Origin of the sequence: Paenibacillus sp. FSL R5-0914, from assembly GCF_038004525.1 — a bacterium.
Lineage (GTDB): Bacteria > Bacillota > Bacilli > Paenibacillales > Paenibacillaceae > Paenibacillus_AQ.
Map to the genome: position 1 here is coordinate 382,353 of NZ_JBBORH010000001.1, position 22,515 is coordinate 404,867.

Consider the following 22,515-nt stretch of genomic DNA (forward strand, 5'->3'; position numbering starts at 1 on the left):
GGGCGATTGGGTCTTGTTTATTTTATTTTTTTGCGAGTTTTTGCTTATTCTCTTCATATTTTGTTTGTTGGAAGGCTTGCACTTTAGCCAGCCCCAGATCCTCTTGCTTCTTGATGTAATCTGTCCAGATGGAATCAAATTCAGCATCGGATGGAGCCATCAAAAGCTTCGGTAGCGTTTTGCTGCGCAAATCTTTGATTTTAGATAAGATGACGCCCTCAGGGGAGCTTGCCAACGGATCGATTTGATCAAACTCGGAAATACTCTTTGTTTTTCCGCGAGTCCAGTCTTCAAGCTGTTTGAAAGGCTCTACAGCTTTTGGTGTCCATTGAGCTGTAATATTGGTATTCATCAGCATCCAGAACGTAAAGGAAGAACCATATTGCTTGTCGAATGCCGCACGGTCTTTATTCATCAGATCAAAGACTTCTGGTTTAAATTGGTCTTTGCCGTCAATGGTATCATAGCTGACGCCTTTTTCGCCAAGATAGAGGTCTTTATTACCTTCTTCACTGTTCAGGTAACTGAGGAATTTAATGGCGCGTGCTTTATCTTTAACATCTTTGGAGATCAGCGTTACTGTCCAGCCAGAAATAGCAGGGCCGTTCAGAGTAGGCGCATCCAGGTTGGTATTAGCCGGACCATCAACTGCGATATAAATTTTGTTTGGGTCTTGCTGGTACAGAGTTCCCAGTTGGGTTCCAAAGTCAGTACGTTGGTACAGCATCGCGAAGTAACGGCCTTGAGCGATTTTTTCTTCCATTTGAGGACGTTTGTCAATAAAGATATCTTTAGAAAGCAAGCCGTCTTGGTTCGCTTGACGCAAAGTTTTCATCCAGCGGATATATTCAGGGTCAGTCTCACGATTATATAACTTGCCGTCTTTTTCTCTTGGAATAGCTAAGAAGTTCTGAATGTATTGTTCCAGAGAATCGTTACCGGTTGCGGTAAATTCGTGCAGACCGAGCGGAATTATCGGTTGACCATCGATTGCAGGGAATTTCTCTTTAGCGGCCTTCAGCGCTGCCACGAATCCTTCCGGTGTGCGCATATCAGGACTGCCAATCGCTTCATAAATATCTTTGCGGACTACGAAGGTTTGGTTGGATACATAAGTGTCGCCATATTTCTCGTAATCTTTAGGAGAGGAAGAAGCATTCGGATAACCGTATACATTGCCGTCAGCTTGTGTGTACCAGCCCAGTTTGTCAGGGTCGGATACTTTGAAGAAGTAAGGATCATATTCTTCGGCCAGTTTGTTAAGAGGAAGCACGAGATTGCCTTCAATCATTTTCTTAACGGCATCTTCATACCATCCCAGTGTAATGAAGTCCGGCAGTTTACCGGAAGCAATCAGTGTGTTCAGCTTTTCATTTTCATTACCAGCTGGAACGATAAAGTTAATGTCAACACCGGTTTTCTTAGTGATATATTGGGAAGTTGGATCCACACCCCATTTATTAGGGAACCAGGCAAAGTTCAGGTACCAGTCAAACGTAATTGGTGATGTGTCGGATTTCCAACCCGGCTCATCAGCGGACAGTGCTGTAGCTTCTGGCGCTGTTGTAGCTGTTGCCTCTGCTGTGTTACCTTCAGTCTTCGTTGCGGTATTACCTTTGTTTGCGGCGTTCCCATTATTGCCGGAACAGCCCGCTACGGACAGAACCATGATTGTTGCCATAAGCAGCAGCATTATTTTCTTTGGCTTTCTTTTCATGTCCATGCTTGTTTACCCCTTTTCTGAGATTGATTAATAATTATAATTTGCAACTCCAAGACTGCGGGAGCAGTCTGGAGGAGATACCACTAGTTCGGATGAACTGCGACCGGCACTTAGCCCTTGATGGAGCCAATCATCATCCCTTTGACGAAATAACGTTGCAGGAACGGGTAAGCAAAGACAATCGGAAGTGTTGTAACCACCATGGTAGCCAGCTTGATGGACTGCGAGGTCACCGTCCTAGTCACGGCGCTTCCCTGTACGGCAGTCATCATCAAATTGGAACTAGACTGAGCAACAACCCGGTACAGGAATGTTTGAATCGGTTGCATGCTTTCATTGTTCATATAAATCATTCCGGTAAAATAATCATTCCATTGGTAAACGCCATGGAATAGCGCAATGGTAGCCAGTACGGGCAAGGATACCGGTAGGACAACCCGCAGGAAGATGGACCAGTCATTAGCTCCGTCAATACGCGCCGCTTCCTCCAGACCATCAGGAATATCCCGGAAGAAGGTCATGAAGATGATTAGATCGAAGAAGCTGAACATGACCGGAATAATATAGACCAGGAAATTTTCTAGCAGATGAAGATCTCTGATGAGTAGGTACGTCGGAATAAGTCCTCCTGCGAAGATCATGGTTATCGTGCCTAACAGGATGTAGAATTTGCCCCCAATCAGTTCCCTGCGGGAAAACGCATAAGCAACCATCGCTGTAAAGAACACATGCAGACCTACGCCGAGAAGTGTTTTGGCTACGGTAAGCCACATCGCCCTCATAATACCCGGGCTATTGAATACAGCACTAAAGTTCTCCAATGAAAACTTGCGCGGAAACCAGTAAATCCCACCCAGCATAGCATCTTTTCCGTCATTAAAAGCATTAATCAGCACGTACCAGATCGGATACAGCGTAACGAAGCAAATACAAAGCATTCCAATATTGTTGACTATATCAAAGACGACTTCGCCCTTGGTTCTGCGATTCAGTGTAATCATATACAGGTCCTCCTTGGCCTAAAACAACGAGGTATCGTTGAGTTTTTTGGATACTTGGTTGGCAATCAGCAACAGAATGAGCGAGATAACCGATTTGAACATCCCAATTGCTGTTGAATACGAGAAGCGGGCTGAAAGCAGACCGGTATAGTAAACATAATAGTCAATCACATTGCTCGCGCTGTCATTCAGCGAATTGCGCAGTACCAGAATCTGGTCAAAATTGGAGTTCAGTACACCGCTGACTGCCAGAATAAACAAGATGCTGATCGTTCCTTTAATGGTCGGTACGGTAACATACCACATTTTCTGGAATCTTCCGGCACCATCGATGGTGGCCGCTTCATACATTTCGGGAGATATGCTGGTAATGGCAGCCAGATAGATGATCGCTGACCAGCCCAGCTCCTTCCATAAATCCGAGGTAATAATAATAGTCCAAAAATATTTTGGTTCAGCCAGGAACGAAATTGGCTGGTCGATCACATGCAGCGCCATCAGAATATTGTTGATGATGCCTATATCTGCCAGCCAAGTGGCAAGAATCCCGCCAAGGACGACCCAGGACAAAAAGTGGGGCAGATACGATATCGTCTGAATACTCTTCTTAAAGCGAACGGATCGGATTTCATTCAGAAAGAGAGCGAATATGATTGGCAGCGGAAAGATCAATAGTTTGATTAAGCTGATGCCCAGCGTATTCTTCATTACATACACAAAATTATCGTCCGCCAGGAACTCTTTGAAATTCGCGAGACCGACCCAAGGAGCTTCTGAGATTGGCTTGACGATGTTGTACTCCTTGAAGGCGATAATAATGCCATACATCGGAATGTAGTTAAAAATAATCATCCATACTACACCGAGCAGTGCCATTGTCTGCAAATGACGTTGGGTAATGAACTTCTTCCAAAGCGGGGTACGATTTACTTTACCGGTTTCGAAATTGCCCGAAAATTGAGGCTTCATCGCTGGGCTTAATTCCCCATTTGTTTTTTTCTCCATCATATGGACCTCCAGAATCTCTATATCCGCTCTTGTATAAAGCGCTTACAAATATTATATATTCATTGTATTTGCTTTTGCCTGTCTCCGTAAGGTATTGAATTTCGGATTATAGGTTCCATTTTTCGGGTTCAAGCTAAAACGCCTTCGGTATCCTGTAAGGACTTTCTTATATTTGGAGAAAAAATAAGGGAGGGCCTAGGCCCTCCCTTATTTTCTATGCCATTATTGCTCGAATTTGCTTGATCTCTCCACGCCGCAGAGCCTCTGCCTCATCGCCACGAACGAGTGCTCCTGAAATTTCGGTCACTGTTCCATCGTGATAGACGAGCGTCATGCTCTGAATAACAACCTTCCTCTCCCCAAATGTATTCTCACATTGTGGGTTCGAATAAGTTACTTCCGTGCCACCTAGAAATGTGAAAGAGAGATTGCCTTGTTCATCAAATAGCCAGCCTGGTAGAACCGGATCCAAAGATAATGTAAGCTGTCCATCTTCTACTCTAAAAACATGGCTACCGGCCATCATCGTTCTCCACATACTCAAGAACTCAGCAGTCGACCCACTTAATCTTGCAACGAACCCTCTACCATGATTGTTCGGATCAGGATTACCTCCGGTAGCGATAAAGGATGAATTTTCAAGCGTGCTGCGTCCATAGACAGCCGGATCTAGGAACGGAACTAGCGAGGTCTTCAGTTCTCCGTAGAACTCCTCATAAAGCCCGCCCTTCAACAGCTCAAGCAAATATTTGTAGGACATATGCAGGAAGTTGGACTCCCGCTCTAGCCAGCCTGGCGTAAAGGCTCTCATTCGTCCGATCTCATGAGACTCACCCTCTAGACTAACCGAAGTTTGATACATAGACGTAGTCGGATCATATAGCTCTGTTTGCTTAATCAGATTATAGATTTCTTTGGCTTGCACCGGATCCTTCAGCGTCTTCAACAGGCGAGTAGGCCCCTCAAGGAAGTATGGCAATGCATAGACCTCAAACTCCTCTACCACAGCTTTTGGCAGGCCGTATCCGCTAAGTACTGGTTGACCTTCAGCATCTGTTACCTGCTGGAATTTCTTCGCCTCAAAGCGGAAATAGGTTGGGGTAAGTCCGTTACCAAGTTCTACTGCCTTGTTGATTCCCTCGTCGATTTTGACCAAGAACTTGGAGAGGGCCTCACGAATGTATTCTAAGGTTACTTCAGACTCAGTTCCAGTAATACCGAAACGGATACGTGCTCTATAAGCCTCACGCGCCGAAGCTACAGTATCCCAATAATTAAATTGTTCCAAGTCTCCCGACAGAACCGCCGTGACCGCATGATATACCTCTTCAAGCAACTGGGCAATTTCTTCTGGCAGGTCTACAGCTCCTTGGACGTTCTCTTTGCCGTTCAGAGCATCTAACAAAAAGACTACGGTACGTTTCAGCTCAAAAGTCTCACTCATTCCGGAGCCGAACAATCCAGGCAGTCCATTCATAGCATCGTTCCAGCCCGGCTTATTGCCTTCCATTTCTACACCCATACCATAAGGATCAAGCGTAGCAAATTTATTCAAGGCAAGAGACAACATCTTCACGAACAGATTGGTGTGGTAAATGGCGCCGAGACCGCCTTCAGTACGCAGCCAATGGGTATCTCCAGCTTTCCATTTCAGCTTGTGCAGCTTCTCCTCATCCTCAAGGAGTGCACCATATTGCCGGGCCTTTCCGTCACTGATTACATATTTCTCACTGCGTGGCAGCACATACGCTGGGCTGTCATAGAACGCATAGGTGTTATCCCCAAATAGAAGCTCCTGCTTTTTGTCAGGGAAGATATCCAAGTAACCTACTACCAGATCCATATTATATGTCCAGTGATCCGACCAGAAGCCTTCGCCAAAAGCTGCCTCAATGTTTTGCTGTGACAGGGCAAGTAATCCCGACAAAAATTGTTGCTCGCTTACCTTCAAGGCAACGTTATGATCCGCAATATAGTTCACTAAGCTACCTGGTGTGAACCGAGTGCTACACAGCTTTACAAGCTCAGCTTGATGATCTGCCGCAGCTTCTCCAATCCACTCCGCAGCTTGTGCCTTACTATCCGGTTTCACTTCAAAGGTTGTTCCTTGCACGCTCAGTGGATTGTAACCATCCGCCTGAATCAAGCTATAGAACATTTTGATGTTAAAGCTACCCACCTTCGGATTAAAAAACACATCATTTCGACGATTCTGATTCATATCACGGAAGTTTCCGTTCCCCTGTGAATAATATTCTGGGGCGAGTGAGAAGAAATTGTAGTCACGCTCCAAGTCACCGTGCTTACGCGAGTATAAGTGAACTACAAAGCCATCACCACCATTGTCAAAGACAAAAGGATAGCCTCCACGCAGGAAGTTATCGAGATAGGATTGACGGCAATACGCATCAAACACAGCCGATGAAGTGTGAGTAGCAATGTCTTCCGTTAAATCCTCCGTCAGACCTGCGGCCTCTTGAGATTTAGACAGGATATATTCATCGCGGCATAACTGCTCCGCCTTCTTATTGATTTTGTCGATGTCATTTACATGTCCAACCAGAGTGTTCAGGATCAGATTGCTACCTGGCGCTAAACGTCTTGCCACTCCGCTAAAACCGCACGGAACCTTGTTGACCGGGTATTGCGGAAGCTCGCCCAGTTCGGCAAGGGTTAATCCTGCAAAGCGGTCTGGGTAAGTAAGAGAGGTATTGCCACCAAAGACTAGCTCGAAATCGACGATTGGCGAGACTTTTTCTCCTTCACCAGTGAACGACAGGTAGAAATGACCATTCGTAATTTCGCTAACCTGTGCATCATCATTGGTGCTGGAACGCAGCTTATAGAACGGAATACCATTCTCTAAGTTGTATACGTCCATCCAGCTGCGCAGTAGATTCCCTATTTCCTTGTACCCACTGTTCTCTACGCCATAAGGCAAGATTTCAGGCAGACCATCCATCAGCTCCAGCTCGATCTCTTTACCGCCGATGTTCTCAATCTCTACCCGACGTACCAACGCTGCATAATCATCATTAGGCAAATTAAAATAGTGTACGGTCGTCTTCAGACCATGTCCGGCATGGCTTTCTTCAATGGTAAGCCCATTAGGCAAAATGGTCATGAGGCGCTTTGCAGCAGGATCTGGACGCGCAGATTGAAACGGTTCATAAATCTCTTGCTCGCCTTTAATTTTGATAAAGGTTCTGAAACCGGTCGTCCCTACGTTCTTATAAGAGATATTTGCAGGAGAGAATTCCATGATTGGCGAATTCTTATCGCGTACCCCGAAGCTGCAAATGGCCTGCCCCCGATTCACATAAAAAGTCCACATCGGAATTCCCTTCAGTCCGGCAAGACCCGGTAAGAAACTGGAAAAAGGCTTTCCTTCATCAAATTGCTCCATTACAAATGTACCTGATTCGAAATAATAGTTGCTCATACTTATGTCCTCCTAGGTTGTAGATTATTTATGAAATCAAATGCGTTACGATGGAATGAGGCGATAGCTCGCAGCTTGCAATCTCTTCGCCTAGACCTAGCGTTACACTGTGCACTTCTTCACTTTCATTCATCAGTACGACAGCAATGCTACCGTCAGGATTGCGGAATGCTGTGGTTAAGATACCTTCCGCTTCAGAGGTAAATCCGATCCGTACCGCACCTGGCACAATGAATTTACTGAAATGCCCAATGTAATAATAGGAGCTGTTATAGTGCACTTCATCCGTTGTAGTATCTGCAATAATCGGCGCATCGCAGAGATTGCCTACATGGTTAGGACCTCCAGTCTCATCCAGTACCAGGTTCCAATCCAGGTATCCTTCTGTCCACGCATTGAGATCTCCAATCATGTTTCTGCCGTAACGTTCGCCTGTAAACCATTCTCCCAGCTTAACGCCGCCCTCTTGGCAGCCCTCTGTGAACAACAAATGCTTGTCAGGAAATAAATCATGTACCTTTTCTACTTTGTCGAACTCCTCGCCTCCGTACCAGTGAATACCTGTACCCCACACATACTTTGCAGCCTCAGGATCAGATAATACTGCCGAAGCACGCTCGACCATAATATCGCGGTTATGATCCCAGATTACAATGTTCACATCTGAATGGCCGGTCTGATGCATCACCGGTCCAAGATAATTTTTAACAAAATCCCGTTCCTCTTCCGCACTATAAATACATGAATCCCAGATCTGAACGGCAGCCGGCTCATTTTGCACGGAAACTGCCCAAATCGGTACTCCCTCTTTTCCATAAGCTTCAATGAATTTCGTATAGTAGCGTGCCCAAACTTCTGCGTATTCCGGCTTCAGTGATCCACCGTTATTCATTTCCCCATTTGTTTTCATCCATGCCGGAGGGCTCCAAGGAGAAGCTAGCATCGTGAATGCACCGCCTCTTACTTCCATGGCGTCTTTTATCAGCGGAAGTACCCACTTATGGTCATGTGAGATATCAAAAGTAGCTAGCTCTGTGTCATGATCAGCAACATAAGTATAATTGCCGAGGGCAAAATCACAGCTGTGAATATGAACACGCCCCATGCTATAACCTAATCCCTCTACTGGATGGAAGTACCGATGAATAACCTCTGCTCGTTTCTCGGAGCTCAGACGTGACAACGTATAAGCAGCAGCTTCAGTGAAAGCGCCGCCAAATCCAATCATCTTTTGAAACTCCTGCTCTGGCTTAATCTCCACATCGGCAGACCCAGATCCTACTCTTGCGCTAAAAACAATTGCATCTTTTGGAGTTAAGCGTTCCCCTGTATCTTTTGCAGTTACCACAGTTTGAACTTTTGCCATTTCATCCATCTCCTCTGAATTGTTTTCTTACCAAAGCACTAGTCTTTACTGGATCATCTTCCGATGTTATAGATTCGGAGCAATGAGCCATCAAATCGAAACAATCGAAACCGGTTTCGATTGTTTCGAAAAAAAATGATCTTCCAAATCAATTGAAAGAGCATTTATAACAATGGGTCTATTATAGCTCCATCTCACTACATAAGATGTGCCAAATACCACTATCTCATCTCATAAGAACAATTGAAAGCTATACTGTCTTTTACTTTAGCAGGACTCTTTTCAGTTCGTCAAGATTTATCAGACTACTTTCCGCTAATCGGAGGTGCACAGGATTCCCGTTCAACCACTTCCACCGGAACTAAAATCGCTTCCTTATCTAATACTTTACCTTCAATTGAGGTTAAAAGAATGTCCGCCGCTTGGCTTCCAAGAAGCTCCGTATCCTGACGCACCGTTGTCAATGCAGGTGTAACGTACTCGGCAAGATCGATGTCATCGTAACCCATAACTGAAATATCCATCGGTACGGAAAGTCCACTATCTTTAGCGGCCATAATAGCCCCTAAGGCTAGTAAGTCACCGGAAGCAAAGACGGCGGTTGGACGTTCAGGGAGCTTAAGAAGCTCCAGCATCGCGTTATAGCCGCTTTCCCGAGAATAAAAGGCTCCGTTTACAACATAGGACTTAGGTACTTTAAACCCTCGCTGCTTCATAGCGGTCTTGTAACCCAACTCCCGCATTTTACCTGGAAATGTGTTCATGCCGCCGGATATATGGGCAATCTTGCGATGCCCCAAAGAGGCTAGATACTCCACTGCCAGCTGGGCTCCAGAAGTATTATCTGAGCATACCGTATGCGTCTCAGAAGTCTCGAAATCCATAATAACGGTAGGAATATCACTCTCAAGCAGTTCACGGAAATACGGATCCTCATAATCGGACAAGAAGACAACAACGCCGTCTACGCCACGAATCCTGCAATTCTCTAAATAACCGCTTTGCTTACCACCGACATCTTTGGAGATAAACATGAGGGCATAACCCTTTTCAACAGCAACCTTCTTAAAGCTTTCGATCACAGCGCTGAAAAAAGGATGGCGAATACCAAATCCCGTATTCTCTACGAACAGCACGCCGATGGTCCACGATTTCTTAGTGGTCAATGTACGGGCATGTGAATTTGGCAAATACCCCATTTCTTGGGCAACCCGGAATATTTCCTGACGAGTTTTCTCACGTACATCGGAATAATTATTAAACGCCTTAGAAACCGTTGTTGGAGAGTAACCGGTTCTTTTGGCAATATCGTATATCGTTGTCAAATCGGCTCGCTCCTTGCCCTGACAAATGAAATGCCTTTTGTTCACTGCAATTTTAACGTCTTTCCGTACCGCCGTCCAGCGAAAAGTAACTTTGTACAGAGGGGAGTAGTGTAACGGTCTGAATCAACAGCCCTAGACTCATATAGATCAGATGTATCATTGCAACACTATTCAGCATGTACGTCTGCACCGTTATCCAAATGATTTGCCCAAACCCGATATACAGAGACAAAGCCCAGAAGCTATATAATTGCTTGAACGGATTTAATCGTTCCACCAAGTGCCACTGAGGTCTCTTGACCAGACCATAAACAACGAGGAGGGGCAGTAATCCAAATACGATAAATAGCAGAATACCCGGGAATAAAAAATCAGAGAATGGCGATCTTTCCAGCATAGAAGTCGGCATTTTCATTAGATTCCCGCTTGGATCTATTACAAGAGCACCGCCCCCTCCTAACGCTCCAACCCCTAAAAAAATAAGAAGAATATAAAGCCATGTTACTGTACCCGGCCTTCCCTTCGTTAATTCCATTTCACTTCCCCATTTCCAAATAAGAATTAGAGCAACCCTATCTAGATAACGAATCTGCCCTTTTTTCTATTTTACAAGTTTTCCCTGTTTATCACCGAGATGCATATCACAAATTTGGCTGTGTTTACGGTTTTTTTACGTACGATGTGAACAGCAGCGCTTTACGTTATACTAAGTTTAGAAGCTAACATTTCAATTAACGGAACTCATAAATGAACATCATTGAATCCAAAGCATAAACAATTTCTACGTCCTTATAAGCGAGAATCCCAAGACATAAAGTATGGTGTGGAACTTATAGTTTATATTACAAAAACAAGGAGACAGGACATGCGTACACATGCGCTGCACCTAACATACCTATGAACGATACCGACCTTCTATCTACCAAGCAGTGTGCTTATTGCCATAAGCTAAAGCCGCTCACAGAATTTCGCAGACGTACAGGCAAACGTTCCAAGGGGCAGTCACGCCGTGGTGCCTGCCGTGAATGTCGCAAACAACGGGAAACACTAAATATAAAACTCACAGCAAACCCCTTACTGGTGAAGCTTGATACGATCCAAACCCATCAGATTACTCTATTGGAGCGTCCCAAAGAGGGAAAGCCGTCTTCCGCTGCTGCTTCTTCAGGACAATCTAATCCGAACCGACGCGTACGAGGTTTGGAACAGCGAAGAAAACGGCCGCATTCGCAAGGCACAAAGCTAAATCCCGAAGATCCAACCCAATTGATTCCTTCTACCAAAGGGATGATTCTAATGCGCGGTCATAGCGACAAGGGACGGCGCTGGCATCAGGAGATTGATCTAGCGCTTGCAATTATCCTGGTCAGGGAACATGCCGCTATCGTTGTAAACCGTCGAACGATTCGACGATTGTATAGTAATAAGGATTTTCGCGCTTATATACTAGCCAGAGACAATTACACCTGCTACTTCTGCGGCGCTTATGGGGACACCATTGATCATTTACTACCTCGTGCTAAAGGTGGTCATACAACCCCAGATAATTGCGTCTGCGCTTGCACGTTATGTAATCAGACTAAAGCTGATAAATCTGTTGAGGATTTTATGGGCCGAATATAACAACTTAAATCAAAAAGCCCTAATCTCGTAGGTTGTTCTGTTTCCGTGAACAGAATAACCTACGAGATTAGGGTCGCTTTTTAATGTGGAGAAGTGTAGTTTATTTAGTTGCCTGTAATATTCTTAACTCGTCCTACCTGTCCGCTAGTCAATCTGACCTTAATGCCATGCGGATGCCGAGGCGAGTTCGTGAGAATATCTTTCACCGTACCGTGTGTTAGCTTGCCTGTAGGCTGATCCTGTTTAAGTACAATATCCACTTCAAGCCCAGGACGAATATCCGCTCTTACTTGTCCGTTCATAATGTAATCCCCTTTCATGGGTTATAATGTTGTCAACTACAATAGATAAGGATGAGACGTTATGGCCTTCGGCATCAATAGAGAAGAATTAACCCGGTGGAAAAAAGCGGTCTCCGCAGGAGAGATCGCCTTCTTGACTCATTATTGGCTGGATCCACGCTTTCCCGGCATCACTACCGTCACCAAGGTGGGCTGTAGTGATCTTACCACACTGAAACACTGGTGCGAGGAGAATGGATTGCCTGCCCAATATATTCATAATCGTTCATCGTTTCCCCACTTTGACCTCATTGGACCTAGGCAGGCAGAAATCCTTCGACAAGAAGGTCAATGGGATCAGCTGGAACGTTTCAAACTGCTCTAAATACAAATTGTGATTTGAGACGTATTAATTACTTCTTTTTGCGTAAATCCTGCATGATTTTACGGCCGGTAGGTGTCTGTGCTAAACCGCCCCCTGCAGTCTCGCGGTGTTTCTCTGGCATAGCTGAGCCTACCTCGAGCATGACCTTGATAACTTCATCTGAAGGAATCACACTACGAACACCAGCCAGTGCCATATCTGCGGCGGCAAGTGCAGTAACTGCACCGAATCCGTTTCTAACAATACAAGGAATCTCAACAAGTCCGCCAACCGGATCACAAATCAGGCCTAAAGTGTTCTTAAGTGCTAACCCGACAGCATGCACTGCTTGTGCAGGCGTTCCGCCGCGTAGCTCGGTTAACGCGCCTGCTGCCATCCCAATGGCAGAACCTACCTCAGCTTGACAGCCGCCTTCCGCACCCGATACAAAGGAGTTATTGGCGATGACATAACCGATGGCCCCGGCTGCGAACAATCCGGATACCATGTAGTCATCATCCCAGCCAAACCGTTCCTGACAGCTGAGAAATACACCCGGAATAATCCCGCATGAACCAGCAGTAGGCGTCGCAATGATCCGGCCCATAGAAGCATTCACTTCGGATACAGCCAGCGCGTAAGCCATAGCTTGACCTGCAGGTCCACCTAGGCATGGCTCATCAGCCGCGTTGTATGCTCCTACACGCTGGGCATCCATGCCTGTAAGGCCGCTGCGCGAAGTTGTATCTTCATGCATCCCGCGATGAACAGCCTCTTTCATCACGCCATAATATTCACGCATCGTGGAAAATTCATGATCACTGGAACGTCCAGATTCCGCACTTTGCTCTTCGAGCATAAGTGCTCCAATCGTGAGACCACGTTCCTCACACAATACAGCCAGCTCGCTAAGTGTTTGAAAATTCATGTTAAACTTTCCTTCCCCTTCTCATCTTGCTTACCTTCGTTTAAATTAACCAGCTTCACGGATTTCACAGCAGTGAGCGCTTTAAGCGCTTCAAGAAGCTCCGGTGTAGCCGCTTCATCCAGCTCCAGCACCGTTAAGGCTGCACCACTACGATTCTTACGATCGAGAGACATATGCCCTATATTAAACTGTCCGTTACGCATCACTTCCGTAACACTTGCCAGAACACCTAAATAATCCATATGATTAATCAGAACCGTCGGATAGATCCCCGTAAGCTTCACTCCAAAACCGTCGATATCAACAATCTCGATGTTTCCGCCACCAATAGATGTCCCTGTTAGCGTCAGTTCGCTTCCTGTTTCTTGTCCGATGAGATGCAGCTTAACGGTGTTTGGATGTGGGAACAGACCTGTTCCTTGCTTAAAAGAAACTTCCATCCCGGATTCGACCGCCAGTTCTAGGGAATCTGGAAGCCGATGATCGTCGGTAGTGAAATCAAGTAACCCTCCAACAATCGCTCGATCTGTGCCATGTCCCTGATAAGTTGCTGCAAAAGAACCAAAAAACGTTACTTCAGCCACACGCGGTACTTCACCCAACACCTGCCTTGCAGCCCTCCCGATCCGTGCCGCCCCAGCGGTATGTGAGCTTGAAGGACCGACCATCGCCGGACCAATAATTGAAAATACATCCTTAAAACGCATAAAAGACCTCCTGCCTGCAAGAATAGGCAATTATCGTACTCCTATATAGTATACTGCACTAGCAGTCGGAGTTCACCGTGACATTTGCTGTGATATCCAAATGCCTGACTTTGCGTATTCAAAGGCTAGTATTTCTATTTCATGTCCTGAGTATCACAAGATATCCTGGGAGCACAGCATAATTCCACCTCTATACTGCCAGCCCATCCCTTCCCAGAACCCTCTTCCATGTTCATTGGTTTCAATAACTATCAGGTGGCACTTGGTAATACCGGCTGCGCGGAGATTCTCAAGACAAGATCATACTTGTTCCCTCGCTTGAACAGAATGGCATAAAGCATGAAGAGCGCTCCGAGGAAGCTTTTCCAGCTCCAGCAGCGCTTCGTAAGGATCGCCCTCTAATCCCATAGCTTTCGCAAAGGCAGGCTCTGTCTTCCATCCGCTTGATTTTAAAAGAATGATCCGTTCGCGAAAATCATCATCCATCTGAGCTAAAATTTCAGCTTCAACGATCATATGCAAATAACCATTCTGGAGCTCCGTTCGCCTCGGCTGTCCAAACAGTTCGATAGGCCAGCCCTTTACCATAAAGTTAATTTTCGTTCGAGGAATCCCTTGAACCACTCGTGATTCGCTAACAAACCCCTCCATGGCTCCAAAATACCGAACAACTAGCGCCTTAAAATCCGCAGGATCATGAACCTCACATATGATATCCAAATCGCTGCCCTCCACTTGAATTCCAAGCGGTATTGTCCCAACCAACAAAGGGTTATAGTCCTTTAGCAAATTCATAATATCGAGCTCTAAAAGAAGGTTATAGACCTCTTTCTGAACCGCGGTTCCATGAATCAAATCATCGATATTTCGCCAATCATTCATTTTGAACAAGCGCCTCCTCCGACTCGGGTTTATAAACGCATATGTATGTATTGATGACAGCGCACGCTTTTCTGGGCGCATGCATAGAAATATACGGAAGGAAGAACGCAAGGAGGTTATTTAAAAAAAATGAATCCCATCTACCCCTATTATGGGGAGCGGACAGTATGTAAAGAGCAGCCTATTGCTTTTCCTCCACAGCATCAAGATCGTCAGCCGGGCCTGGAGAGTCTGATGAATCCTCGTCCCATCAGTGAAAACCCGGAAATTATCGGCAGTGGAAAACTGAAGGGAAAGGTTGCACTCATCACCGGAGGCGACAGCGGGATTGGTAAAGCCACAGCCATTGCTTTTGCAAAAGAAGGTGCAGACATTGCTATAGCTTATTTATACGAAGCCTCAGATGCGGAAGTCACTCAAAAGCGGATCGAAGAATTAGGGCAACGCTGTCTAAGGATTGAAGTTGATTTACGCCATAAGGAGAATTGCTTCAGGGCTGTGGAGCATACGATTCGCACCTTCGGCAAGCTGGACATTCTGGTCAATAATCACGGGGTCCAATATCCACAAAAAAGTATTTTGGATATAACAGAAGAGCAATTGTACCAGACGTTCCAGACGAATATCTTTTCATTCTTTTACCTCACTCAGGCCGCACTTCCACATCTTAAAAAAGGTGCATCCATCATTAATACCGCTTCCATTACTGCCTATCAAGGAAATAAAGAGCTCATAGATTATTCCTCCACCAAAGGGGCGGTGGTCTCTTTTACCCGCTCTTTAGCCTTATCTCTCGTAGACGCTGGCGTCCGAGTCAACAGTGTAGCTCCCGGTCCGGTATGGACCCCACTGATTCCCTCAAGCTACTCTGCAGAGGAAGTTAGTATCTTTGGTACAGATACACCCTTTAAACGTGCTGCACAGCCTTATGAGCTAGCAGGAGCATATCTATTTTTAGCGGGCCCTGATTCTTCATATGTTACCGGGACATGTATGCATGTCAACGGTGGAGATATGGTCACCAGCTGATACACAACACACCACGAGAGGAATGTATACCTATGAATAAGATGCCCGATTATGATATTCCTTCAGTCCGTTTAACAAGCGGCATGTATGCCTTAACAAAATTAGCCTGCGCAGGGCTAACGTACGTCCTTATCTCTTTACTTATGCTTGGGTTTCCACAACATAACGGCATACCAGAGGGTTGGCCACTTTCGATCCCCTATGCGATTTACGCTTATGGACTACCAGCCGCACTAGTAGCCGATGTTCTGCTGCGCCTCCTGCGTTCCACTTCCCACATCGTTTCCCTTGTTGTATACGTAGCCGCAGGTTTCGGTGCAGGTCTATGGCTGGCAGCAGAACAAGGTGCAGAGCTACTGCTGTGGGGCTTGGCTGGAATTTTGGGACTGTTGCTGCTACGAGTGACGCAACTGGGTGTAGAGCGTTCCCCTCTGTTACTGCCTGTGTTTGCACTATTTCTTCCGCTGCTCTGCTTGCTGCTGCTATAAGCTGCACTCAGAGTGCTTCTATGATATCACCGGCAATGATAGCCGCTGGATTATTCCGCTGACGGGCGGCTCTCTCCCCTGCTAATCCGTGTAGATATACACCAAAAGCTGCTGACTGCGCCTCATTCAGTCCCTGAGCCAGCAGGCTGGAAATGATGCCCGTTAGCACATCACCGGCTCCACCAGTACCCATGCCGGGATGGCCTGTGGTGTTTACATAAGCTTGCCCTTCAGGCGTTGCTATAACCGTATGTGCTCCTTTTAATACAAGCGTAACCTTATGCTCTTTCGCATATCCCATAGCCAGACTGATGCGGTCCCGTTGTACCTCAGCTGTTGTTATACTAGCAAGACGGGCCATCTCACCTGGATGAGGCGTCAGAATCACCGGATGGCGTCTACTTGCCCAGCTCTTGTAATCAGCGTCAGCTAATATATTTAAAGCATCCGCATCGATCACCAGAGGACAATCCGTCCCTTCCCAGAGATTGCGAAGCCATTCTGTATCAGCCTCGAACCGACCAAGACCGGGACCAATGGCAAGAACATCTCGTTCTTTACTTAGCTTCAGTAGCTCTGAAACGCTCCCTGCTTGCCAGGTTCCATCTTCATTGCCCCCAACATCGGCTAACATGAGTTCAGGGGCAGAACCGATGATACAGGGCAGCAGCTTCTGAGGAAGCGCCCATGTCACTAATCCGCAGCCTGCCCGGAGCGCAGCACGGGCAGAGAGCAGTCCGGCGCCGCTCATTCTTAAGGTGCCGGCAGCAAGAAGGACATGCCCATAAGTACCCTTATGGCCTTCAGGCGAACGCCGGCGGGCCAGATCTACGCCCAGATGGGCATGCAGCACTTCCGGTGTCAGCAGGTGAACCTGCACACCGCTTTCAGGGGCCAAAGAAGACGGAATGCCGATGGCCCGGACCTTCACATGCCCCGCTGCGCCTGCACCGGGGTATTGCAGGAGACCTCGCTTGAGAAACGCGAGGCAAACCGTCACCGACGCATGAATGCAAGGCTCATGCGTCTCACCGGTGTCCGCGTTCAGACCACTCGGGATGTCCGCGGACACGATCACTTTGCCGCTGCTATTCGCTGCGGCAATCAGCTCCGCATAGGCACCGCGAGGGGCTCCCGCGGCGCCGGTGCCGAGCAGCGCATCCAAGATGCCGCTGCACTCGGCAAGGTCCAGCCGATCCCTGCCGTATACCACGGCAGGAAGGCCCATGGCTGCAGCCGCATCGCGCTGCAGGGCGGCCTCGCCGGAGAGCGATTCCGGCGGCACCGCATAAACGAGCGTGACGGCGATGCCGGTCTCGCGAAGATACCGTGCGGCGGCGAGGCCATCGCCGCCGTTGTTGCCTTTGCCGACGAGGATGAACCATCGCTCGGTGGCGGCATTGTCCAAGGTCAGCGCATGATCTGCGCTGACCTGAAATGCCGCGCTGGCTGGCGCGGCATCCTTTCCTGCGTCTTCCCATCCGGCTGCATTTCTGCAGCCCTCTCCACCTCTCCGCCGGCACAGCGCAATGATCTCCTCTGCGATCACTCTTCCCGCATTCTCCATCAGCGCAATAGCTGGAATCCCCAGCCGCTGGATTGTTTCTCCGTCCAGCCGCCGCATTTGCTCAGCAGTTACCAGATACATGGTTCGGCCCCTTTCCGCTACACTTCAATCCACAACTAGCTTGATATCAATAAGCTACAGTAAATCTCGTCCGGCTAAAATTCCCTTCCTCCAGCTCGTCCACCATAGCTACAGCAAAATCCTCTACACTGATTATACTTTCGCCATTTTCATCAAAAACGAGACGGTCGAGTCCAATGCGAAATTGACCTGTACGTCGACCGGAATGAACTACCGCAGCAGGACTGGCATACGTATAATCCAGTTCTGTGTTTTTGTAAATTTCATAAGCTTCCGCATGTGCCTCTGCCAGTGGTCTAATCTGAGCAGGGAAATCTGCCGTATCCATCAACAGCTCTCCTGATTCAGTCTTCAAACTCCCTGCACCACCCACAACTAACAGTCGATTTAGCCCAGCTTCTTGCATTCCCTCTACAATTGCCTTAGCTGCTGTTATCAAATCCTTCTCTTGGCCGAGTGCTGGACCGTATGCACTGATTACCTCTTCATGTCCACGGACTGCAGCTGCGACTGAAGCAGGATCTAGAACATCTACAGTCGTGATGTGCAGACGTTCATGTTCAAGAGTTGCTGATTCTGGATTCCGTACCGCAGCTGTTACCTCATGTTTTCTTTTTAAAGCCTCCTGTACAATCGCCTTTCCAATCGTTCCTGATGCACCCAATACTACAACATCCATCTGTTTTTTCCTCACTTTTTCCGGGTAAGGCCAGCGTGCGGCCTTCCTGCTTTATTTATATTTTTCAATACTGGTCTCAATAGCCTTTCCCTTACAACCTTTAATCATTATTTATCCCCTGAGGTCCATTTGAAATCAAAACGCATCCGTTAACTTCCAAACGAAAAACCCCTTCACCAATACAAGGGGCACTCTCTACTAAGTAGCATGTCCTCACATTAAGGGCGCAAAAACATTCCCTGAGAACGTGGCATGACCGATTCAAAGCCATATTGTGCATATAATTTAGAGGCTTCCCCATCTGCAATCAAACTTACATAAGCCTTCTCCGGTACAGTATGAAGGAACTCTCTGATTTCTCGCATAATCAATTTCCCTAAACCCCGTCCTTGATGTGAAGGCTTAACCGCGATATCCGTAACCTGAAAAAAGCATCCCCCATCGCCAATCACCCTGCCCATCCCGACCAAGGAATCCTCCTCATACAAAGTTACCGCAAAAATAGAACGAGGTAGCCCTATTGCAGCACCTTCCGCGCTCATTGCACTCAATCCAGCCTCTTTTCTCAGCGCTAAATACTGTTCCACTGAAGGACATTCATGACGTATATCCAGCTTTCCTGTTGTCCCCATACCGTTCCCCTCCTAGCATCTTACAATAAAATAGAATTAGCGCCGTTCAGCATTGCTGTTCCAACTATATACGACTCAATGGTGCACAGGCAAGACTCGCCTCCGTCGAATATACAAAAGCCGCCTGGCACATAGGCTAGGCGGCTTTTTTTATCAACGATTTTCATTATTATGAAGTATTATCTTCTTATTAAATAGGCGATTACTCCCAATAATCTGGTTAACTGATCTGGTATATCGTTTACTACCACAAGAACAAGTCGTTCCCCTTTAACTTAAAAATAGCTTCCATAAAGTAATAATCGCCATAAATGATTGAAACATGAATGTCTTTATGATGATACGCTGCAGAACCGCCCATTAAAAGATGATCAAAATCTTTCGTCCAGTCGCAGCGAGTAGCGTCCACTGTTTTCAGGAGCTTCAGCGCAGCGTTCAGATAGACCTCCTTTTCGAGCTCGCCAACAACTTGGGCGATCTCGATCAGTCCGCAAGCTGCGATCACCGCTGCCGTGGAGTCTTCGTAAGCGGGCTCCTTCGGTTGCCGGAAATCGATTGGAATAACCCCGTTATCCGGAATATTAGCCATAAAATAATGCGCCACCCGTTTGGCCGCCTGCAAATACTCCGGCTTTCCCGTATGCGTATAACTGATCATAAAGCCGTATAAAGCCCAGGTCTGCCCACGTGTCCAGGACGAGCCATCCTCGTAGCCTTGGCCGCCGTAAGTTCGGACCACGCCTCCATGGAACGGATCGAACTCCACGATATGATTCACGGAACCGTCCGGCCTGATAAAAGCTTCTAGAGCAGTGTCCGCATGCCTCATTGCGATTTGCGCATATCGCGGATCTTTAGTCTCTTCGCTCGCCCAATAGAGAAGCGGGAGATTCATCATGCAGTCCACAATCGCCCACCCTCTTGTATCTTCGCTGGCCGTATCATCGTTCCAAGCGCGGATAAATCCGCCTGCCAGATTAAATCGTCCAGCAAGTAAGTTGGCGGCATGCATTGCCCTCTTACGAGATTCCGGATTTCCGGTAACTTTATAATTGGCCAAGCTCGTAGGCAACCACATAAATCCGACATCATGATGCAGACCGTAGAATTGATGGAAGCAGGCATCCAATGCATCCTCCGTGAAATTGGCGATTTCCTTGTACTTCTGAGCACCGGTTTCATGGTGCATGAGCCACATCATACCGCCCCAAAATCCATTCGTCCACCAGTTGATATCTTTTTCGATCTGATTGTCGTGCGTGCCATTTCTTGTCGTGTATGGAATTTTGTTTCTTGATCGTTCACATACGGCGTCCATTTTGTCCGTTAGTTTAGAAATGACATTATCTACCCAAATTTGATCATCAGCCTGAAGGTTCAACAATCTGCTCACTCCTATTTTTAACTTTCTAAGGGTCCCCCCTTTTCAAGCCCGTTTGCTTATGTGCATATCTCTTTCGTTTATCGAAACCAAGTACTGATCTCCAAGCTCGAAGCTAAATACACCTTCCTCTTCTTCAATAATCTGAACGGCAGGCTGTTGCCCCCCTTGAAAAGGAATAAGCACGGTCAAGAAAGTCATAGTACCGCTGTATCTATCCTGAAAGCGGACCCTTGTCGAAGGCCTTGAGAGATCGGTCTCATCGGATAATCTTCCCTCCAAGAGATTCAATTCTCCCGTATGGCTTGTCGCTATCGCCAGATTCGCAATATCACTTGTCGCGACCACACCGTTCTTGTTCTCCTCCACCTCGACAAAATCTAGATGGAAATAGCGCTGAACGCTATGGTCATTCAGCCCTTCTACCCGATCGGCAATAAGCACGAATCGATTATCCACTAGCGAAATATGCCGGTAATGAACAACCGGATCGTAGTTGGTATGACAAGCACTGGCGAGCCGGTAGAAGCCTCTATCTTCTACATTGTAGATTCCACCGGGCTTTTGCGGCCCGAATTTAAACGGAGAAATATACTCGAAATGATCTCGCTCATCGATCAGCAGTGTGGAGTGATAATTTGAGCTCTTAAACTGTTTGCGGTCTTCATCATCCCGATAACAAAAAAATCCGGGATCGCAAATCATGTCTTTTCCAAGCGCCGTAAAATCAAAGCTCATCAAATCGATATGGGCATGGGCATTCTGTATTGGGCTTTTACATGTAAATAAAAAGCTAAGAGCCTTCGAATCCCAGCCGCTGCGGATAATCGCTTGATCTAGCGTACGATTCCAGAATGTCGTCTGCTTATCTAATACAAATTGTCTGCCCTGCAGAGAATGCAGCTCTTCCACGAATTGGCGAACATCGAGTGCTCTCCATACATGCTTGCTTGCTTCCCGTACCACCTCAGTCACATCGATCAAGTTCGTTGCTAGCCCCAGCCAGGAAACATCATCCAACGCAAAATACCCATAAACACCGGACATTACAGCAAGCGGGTTCGCATAGGAATCACCTACAGGTACACATTTCCCGGTTGGTCTTAACGAGTAAATGGAGTAATCCAGATTTTTTCTAAACCGTTCCATGTACGCTGGGGAGAACTGAAACTGGAAACGCTTAGCCAGAACCACAGCCAGCCCAAACCAGAACATACAGCCATTATGATACGATGGGCAGCCCTCGATTTGACCGCCGTCCTCTGTCAGTTGCGCCATGCTGCACTTTTCGATGCCCTCGATCGCAAAAGCCTTCCATTCCTCAGCTTCTTTCAGCTCGGGAAAGTAAAGGGCAGTCGTCAGAAGGCCCAAACATTCCATTAAATAATGGTTATGATCTGCTTTAGGCCACAGCTGAGGCGACACGTTACGCAAAGCTTTTACTTGCTTGTAAATGACCGTTAAATACTGCTCTAATACTACCTCCGTAAACAGCTCCGAGCGGCCTAGATGCTCCAAGACAAGCGGCCAAATTTTGTAGCCCCGGATACCAATCTCCAAAACCCTCAGCGGATGGCATTCCGTAAAATAGCCAATCGGCTTATCCAGTAAGTCCTCAGGAATAGTGACCGTTTCGATCCAGTCCAGCATTTCGTCGATGACCTTTAGTCCGTATTTCGCGTCCTTGGTGAGCGAGTAGGCTTCCAGTAAATCCTGCCAATGAGTCATGCGGTTCAGCTGCCATAAATATTCATTGTCATTATGTCTGCGCTCTAGCCAGCTAGGCGGATTCCCGACAAACTCCCTGACTCCCCCTGTGCCAGGAAGCATGATCATTCCTTGATAGGCGAATTCAGCATTCGCGATCGTCTCACGCACGTGATCAGGCATATGTGCTGCGATATAGGCGGCCTTCTCATCCATCGGCTCCAGCCGCGAACGCAAGTTAGCTAATAGCTCCGTCGTAGTCATCTGCTCTTTCAGCAATGATTGCAGATTCATTTATCCA

At 47.0% G+C, this 22,515-nt stretch carries 20 protein-coding genes; 4 read left to right on the plus strand and 16 right to left on the minus strand.

What is annotated here, in order from left to right; translation table 11 throughout:
• Positions 1 to 22: 22 nt before the first annotated feature.
• From MKX60_RS01585 to MKX60_RS01615, 7 genes are all read right to left on the minus strand, one after another.
• On the minus strand, positions 23 to 1,723 hold the full coding sequence (locus MKX60_RS01585) for an extracellular solute-binding protein (protein WP_076285203.1): 1,701 nt from the start codon (positions 1,721 to 1,723) through the stop codon (positions 23 to 25).
• A 110-nt stretch (positions 1,724 to 1,833) separates the two neighbouring features.
• Positions 1,834 to 2,724 carry a carbohydrate ABC transporter permease gene (locus tag MKX60_RS01590; protein ID WP_076285202.1) on the minus strand — a complete coding sequence of 297 codons (891 nt, stop codon included), beginning with the start codon at positions 2,722 to 2,724 and terminating at the stop codon, positions 1,834 to 1,836.
• An 18-nt stretch (positions 2,725 to 2,742) separates the two neighbouring features.
• Positions 2,743 to 3,729, minus strand: coding sequence for an ABC transporter permease (locus tag MKX60_RS01595; protein WP_081382970.1), 987 nt, complete (start codon positions 3,727 to 3,729; stop codon positions 2,743 to 2,745).
• Between the two features lie 217 nt (positions 3,730 to 3,946).
• A complete protein-coding gene (locus MKX60_RS01600; protein ID WP_341058947.1) occupies positions 3,947 to 7,174 on the minus strand; it encodes a cellobiose phosphorylase in 3,228 nt (1,075 codons plus the stop codon).
• 28 nt (positions 7,175 to 7,202) lie between these two features.
• Positions 7,203 to 8,540, minus strand: a complete 1,338-nt coding sequence (locus MKX60_RS01605; protein ID WP_339244500.1) for a glycoside hydrolase family 30 protein — start codon at positions 8,538 to 8,540, stop codon at positions 7,203 to 7,205.
• A gap of 305 nt (positions 8,541 to 8,845) precedes the next feature.
• Entirely contained in the window at positions 8,846 to 9,865 is a 1,020-nt protein-coding gene (locus MKX60_RS01610; protein WP_042184444.1) for a LacI family DNA-binding transcriptional regulator, read from the minus strand.
• A 52-nt stretch (positions 9,866 to 9,917) separates the two neighbouring features.
• Complete coding sequence (locus MKX60_RS01615; RefSeq protein WP_341058948.1) at positions 9,918 to 10,400, minus strand: hypothetical protein; 483 nt, start codon at positions 10,398 to 10,400, stop codon at positions 9,918 to 9,920.
• A 362-nt stretch (positions 10,401 to 10,762) separates the two neighbouring features.
• Here MKX60_RS01615 and MKX60_RS01620 point away from each other — a divergent pair, with 362 nt between their 5' ends.
• Positions 10,763 to 11,488, plus strand: coding sequence for an HNH endonuclease (locus MKX60_RS01620; RefSeq protein ID WP_341058949.1), 726 nt, complete (start codon positions 10,763 to 10,765; stop codon positions 11,486 to 11,488).
• Positions 11,489 to 11,592: 104 nt separating this feature from the next.
• On the opposite strand, the gene MKX60_RS01625 is transcribed toward MKX60_RS01620, so the two are convergent.
• Positions 11,593 to 11,790: a YwbE family protein gene (locus MKX60_RS01625; protein WP_042184438.1), complete on the minus strand. Its 198-nt coding sequence runs from the start codon at positions 11,788 to 11,790 to the stop codon at positions 11,593 to 11,595.
• 61 nt (positions 11,791 to 11,851) lie between these two features.
• Between MKX60_RS01625 and MKX60_RS01630 the strand changes: the two genes are divergently transcribed.
• The gene (locus tag MKX60_RS01630; protein WP_339244493.1) at positions 11,852 to 12,154 is read left to right on the plus strand and encodes a hypothetical protein; all 303 of its coding nucleotides are present in this window, start codon (positions 11,852 to 11,854) and stop codon (positions 12,152 to 12,154) included.
• Between the two features lie 28 nt (positions 12,155 to 12,182).
• Here the strand turns inward: MKX60_RS01630 and sdaAA are convergent, their stop codons facing one another.
• The 3 genes from sdaAA to MKX60_RS01645 form a co-directional block, all read right to left on the minus strand.
• Positions 12,183 to 13,061 carry an L-serine ammonia-lyase, iron-sulfur-dependent, subunit alpha gene (gene sdaAA, locus MKX60_RS01635; protein WP_042184434.1) on the minus strand — a complete coding sequence of 293 codons (879 nt, stop codon included), beginning with the start codon at positions 13,059 to 13,061 and terminating at the stop codon, positions 12,183 to 12,185.
• Positions 13,058 to 13,768: an L-serine ammonia-lyase, iron-sulfur-dependent subunit beta gene (sdaAB, locus tag MKX60_RS01640; protein WP_339244491.1), complete on the minus strand. Its 711-nt coding sequence runs from the start codon at positions 13,766 to 13,768 to the stop codon at positions 13,058 to 13,060. The genes sdaAA and sdaAB overlap by 4 nt, the downstream gene beginning before the upstream one ends.
• Positions 13,769 to 14,068: 300 nt before the next feature.
• Positions 14,069 to 14,650: a DUF4269 domain-containing protein gene (locus tag MKX60_RS01645; protein ID WP_340973896.1), complete on the minus strand. Its 582-nt coding sequence runs from the start codon at positions 14,648 to 14,650 to the stop codon at positions 14,069 to 14,071.
• Positions 14,651 to 14,779: 129 nt separating this feature from the next.
• On the opposite strand from MKX60_RS01645, the gene MKX60_RS01650 reads away from it, so the two are divergent.
• Both MKX60_RS01650 and MKX60_RS01655 read left to right on the plus strand, forming a co-directional pair.
• Positions 14,780 to 15,679, plus strand: coding sequence for an SDR family oxidoreductase (locus MKX60_RS01650; protein ID WP_341058950.1), 900 nt, complete (start codon positions 14,780 to 14,782; stop codon positions 15,677 to 15,679).
• A 32-nt stretch (positions 15,680 to 15,711) separates the two neighbouring features.
• Positions 15,712 to 16,167: a hypothetical protein gene (locus MKX60_RS01655; RefSeq protein WP_094874201.1), complete on the plus strand. Its 456-nt coding sequence runs from the start codon at positions 15,712 to 15,714 to the stop codon at positions 16,165 to 16,167.
• A gap of 7 nt (positions 16,168 to 16,174) precedes the next feature.
• On the opposite strand, the gene MKX60_RS01660 is transcribed toward MKX60_RS01655, so the two are convergent.
• The 5 genes from MKX60_RS01660 to MKX60_RS01680 form a co-directional block, all read right to left on the minus strand.
• Positions 16,175 to 17,815 carry an NAD(P)H-hydrate dehydratase gene (locus tag MKX60_RS01660; RefSeq protein WP_341058952.1) on the minus strand — a complete coding sequence of 547 codons (1,641 nt, stop codon included), beginning with the start codon at positions 17,813 to 17,815 and terminating at the stop codon, positions 16,175 to 16,177.
• A gap of 46 nt (positions 17,816 to 17,861) precedes the next feature.
• Positions 17,862 to 18,494 (minus strand): NAD(P)-dependent oxidoreductase, encoded by a 633-nt coding sequence (locus MKX60_RS01665; protein ID WP_341058953.1) that lies wholly within the window; start codon positions 18,492 to 18,494, stop codon positions 17,862 to 17,864.
• A gap of 218 nt (positions 18,495 to 18,712) precedes the next feature.
• The gene (locus tag MKX60_RS01670) at positions 18,713 to 19,126 is read right to left on the minus strand and encodes a GNAT family N-acetyltransferase (RefSeq protein ID WP_341058954.1); all 414 of its coding nucleotides are present in this window, start codon (positions 19,124 to 19,126) and stop codon (positions 18,713 to 18,715) included.
• Positions 19,127 to 19,370: 244 nt separating this feature from the next.
• Positions 19,371 to 20,510 (minus strand): glycoside hydrolase family 88 protein, encoded by a 1,140-nt coding sequence (locus tag MKX60_RS01675; protein ID WP_405175483.1) that lies wholly within the window; start codon positions 20,508 to 20,510, stop codon positions 19,371 to 19,373.
• 42 nt (positions 20,511 to 20,552) lie between these two features.
• Positions 20,553 to 22,508: an alginate lyase family protein gene (locus MKX60_RS01680; RefSeq protein ID WP_076285189.1), complete on the minus strand. Its 1,956-nt coding sequence runs from the start codon at positions 22,506 to 22,508 to the stop codon at positions 20,553 to 20,555.
• Between the last annotated feature and the right edge of the window lie 7 nt (positions 22,509 to 22,515).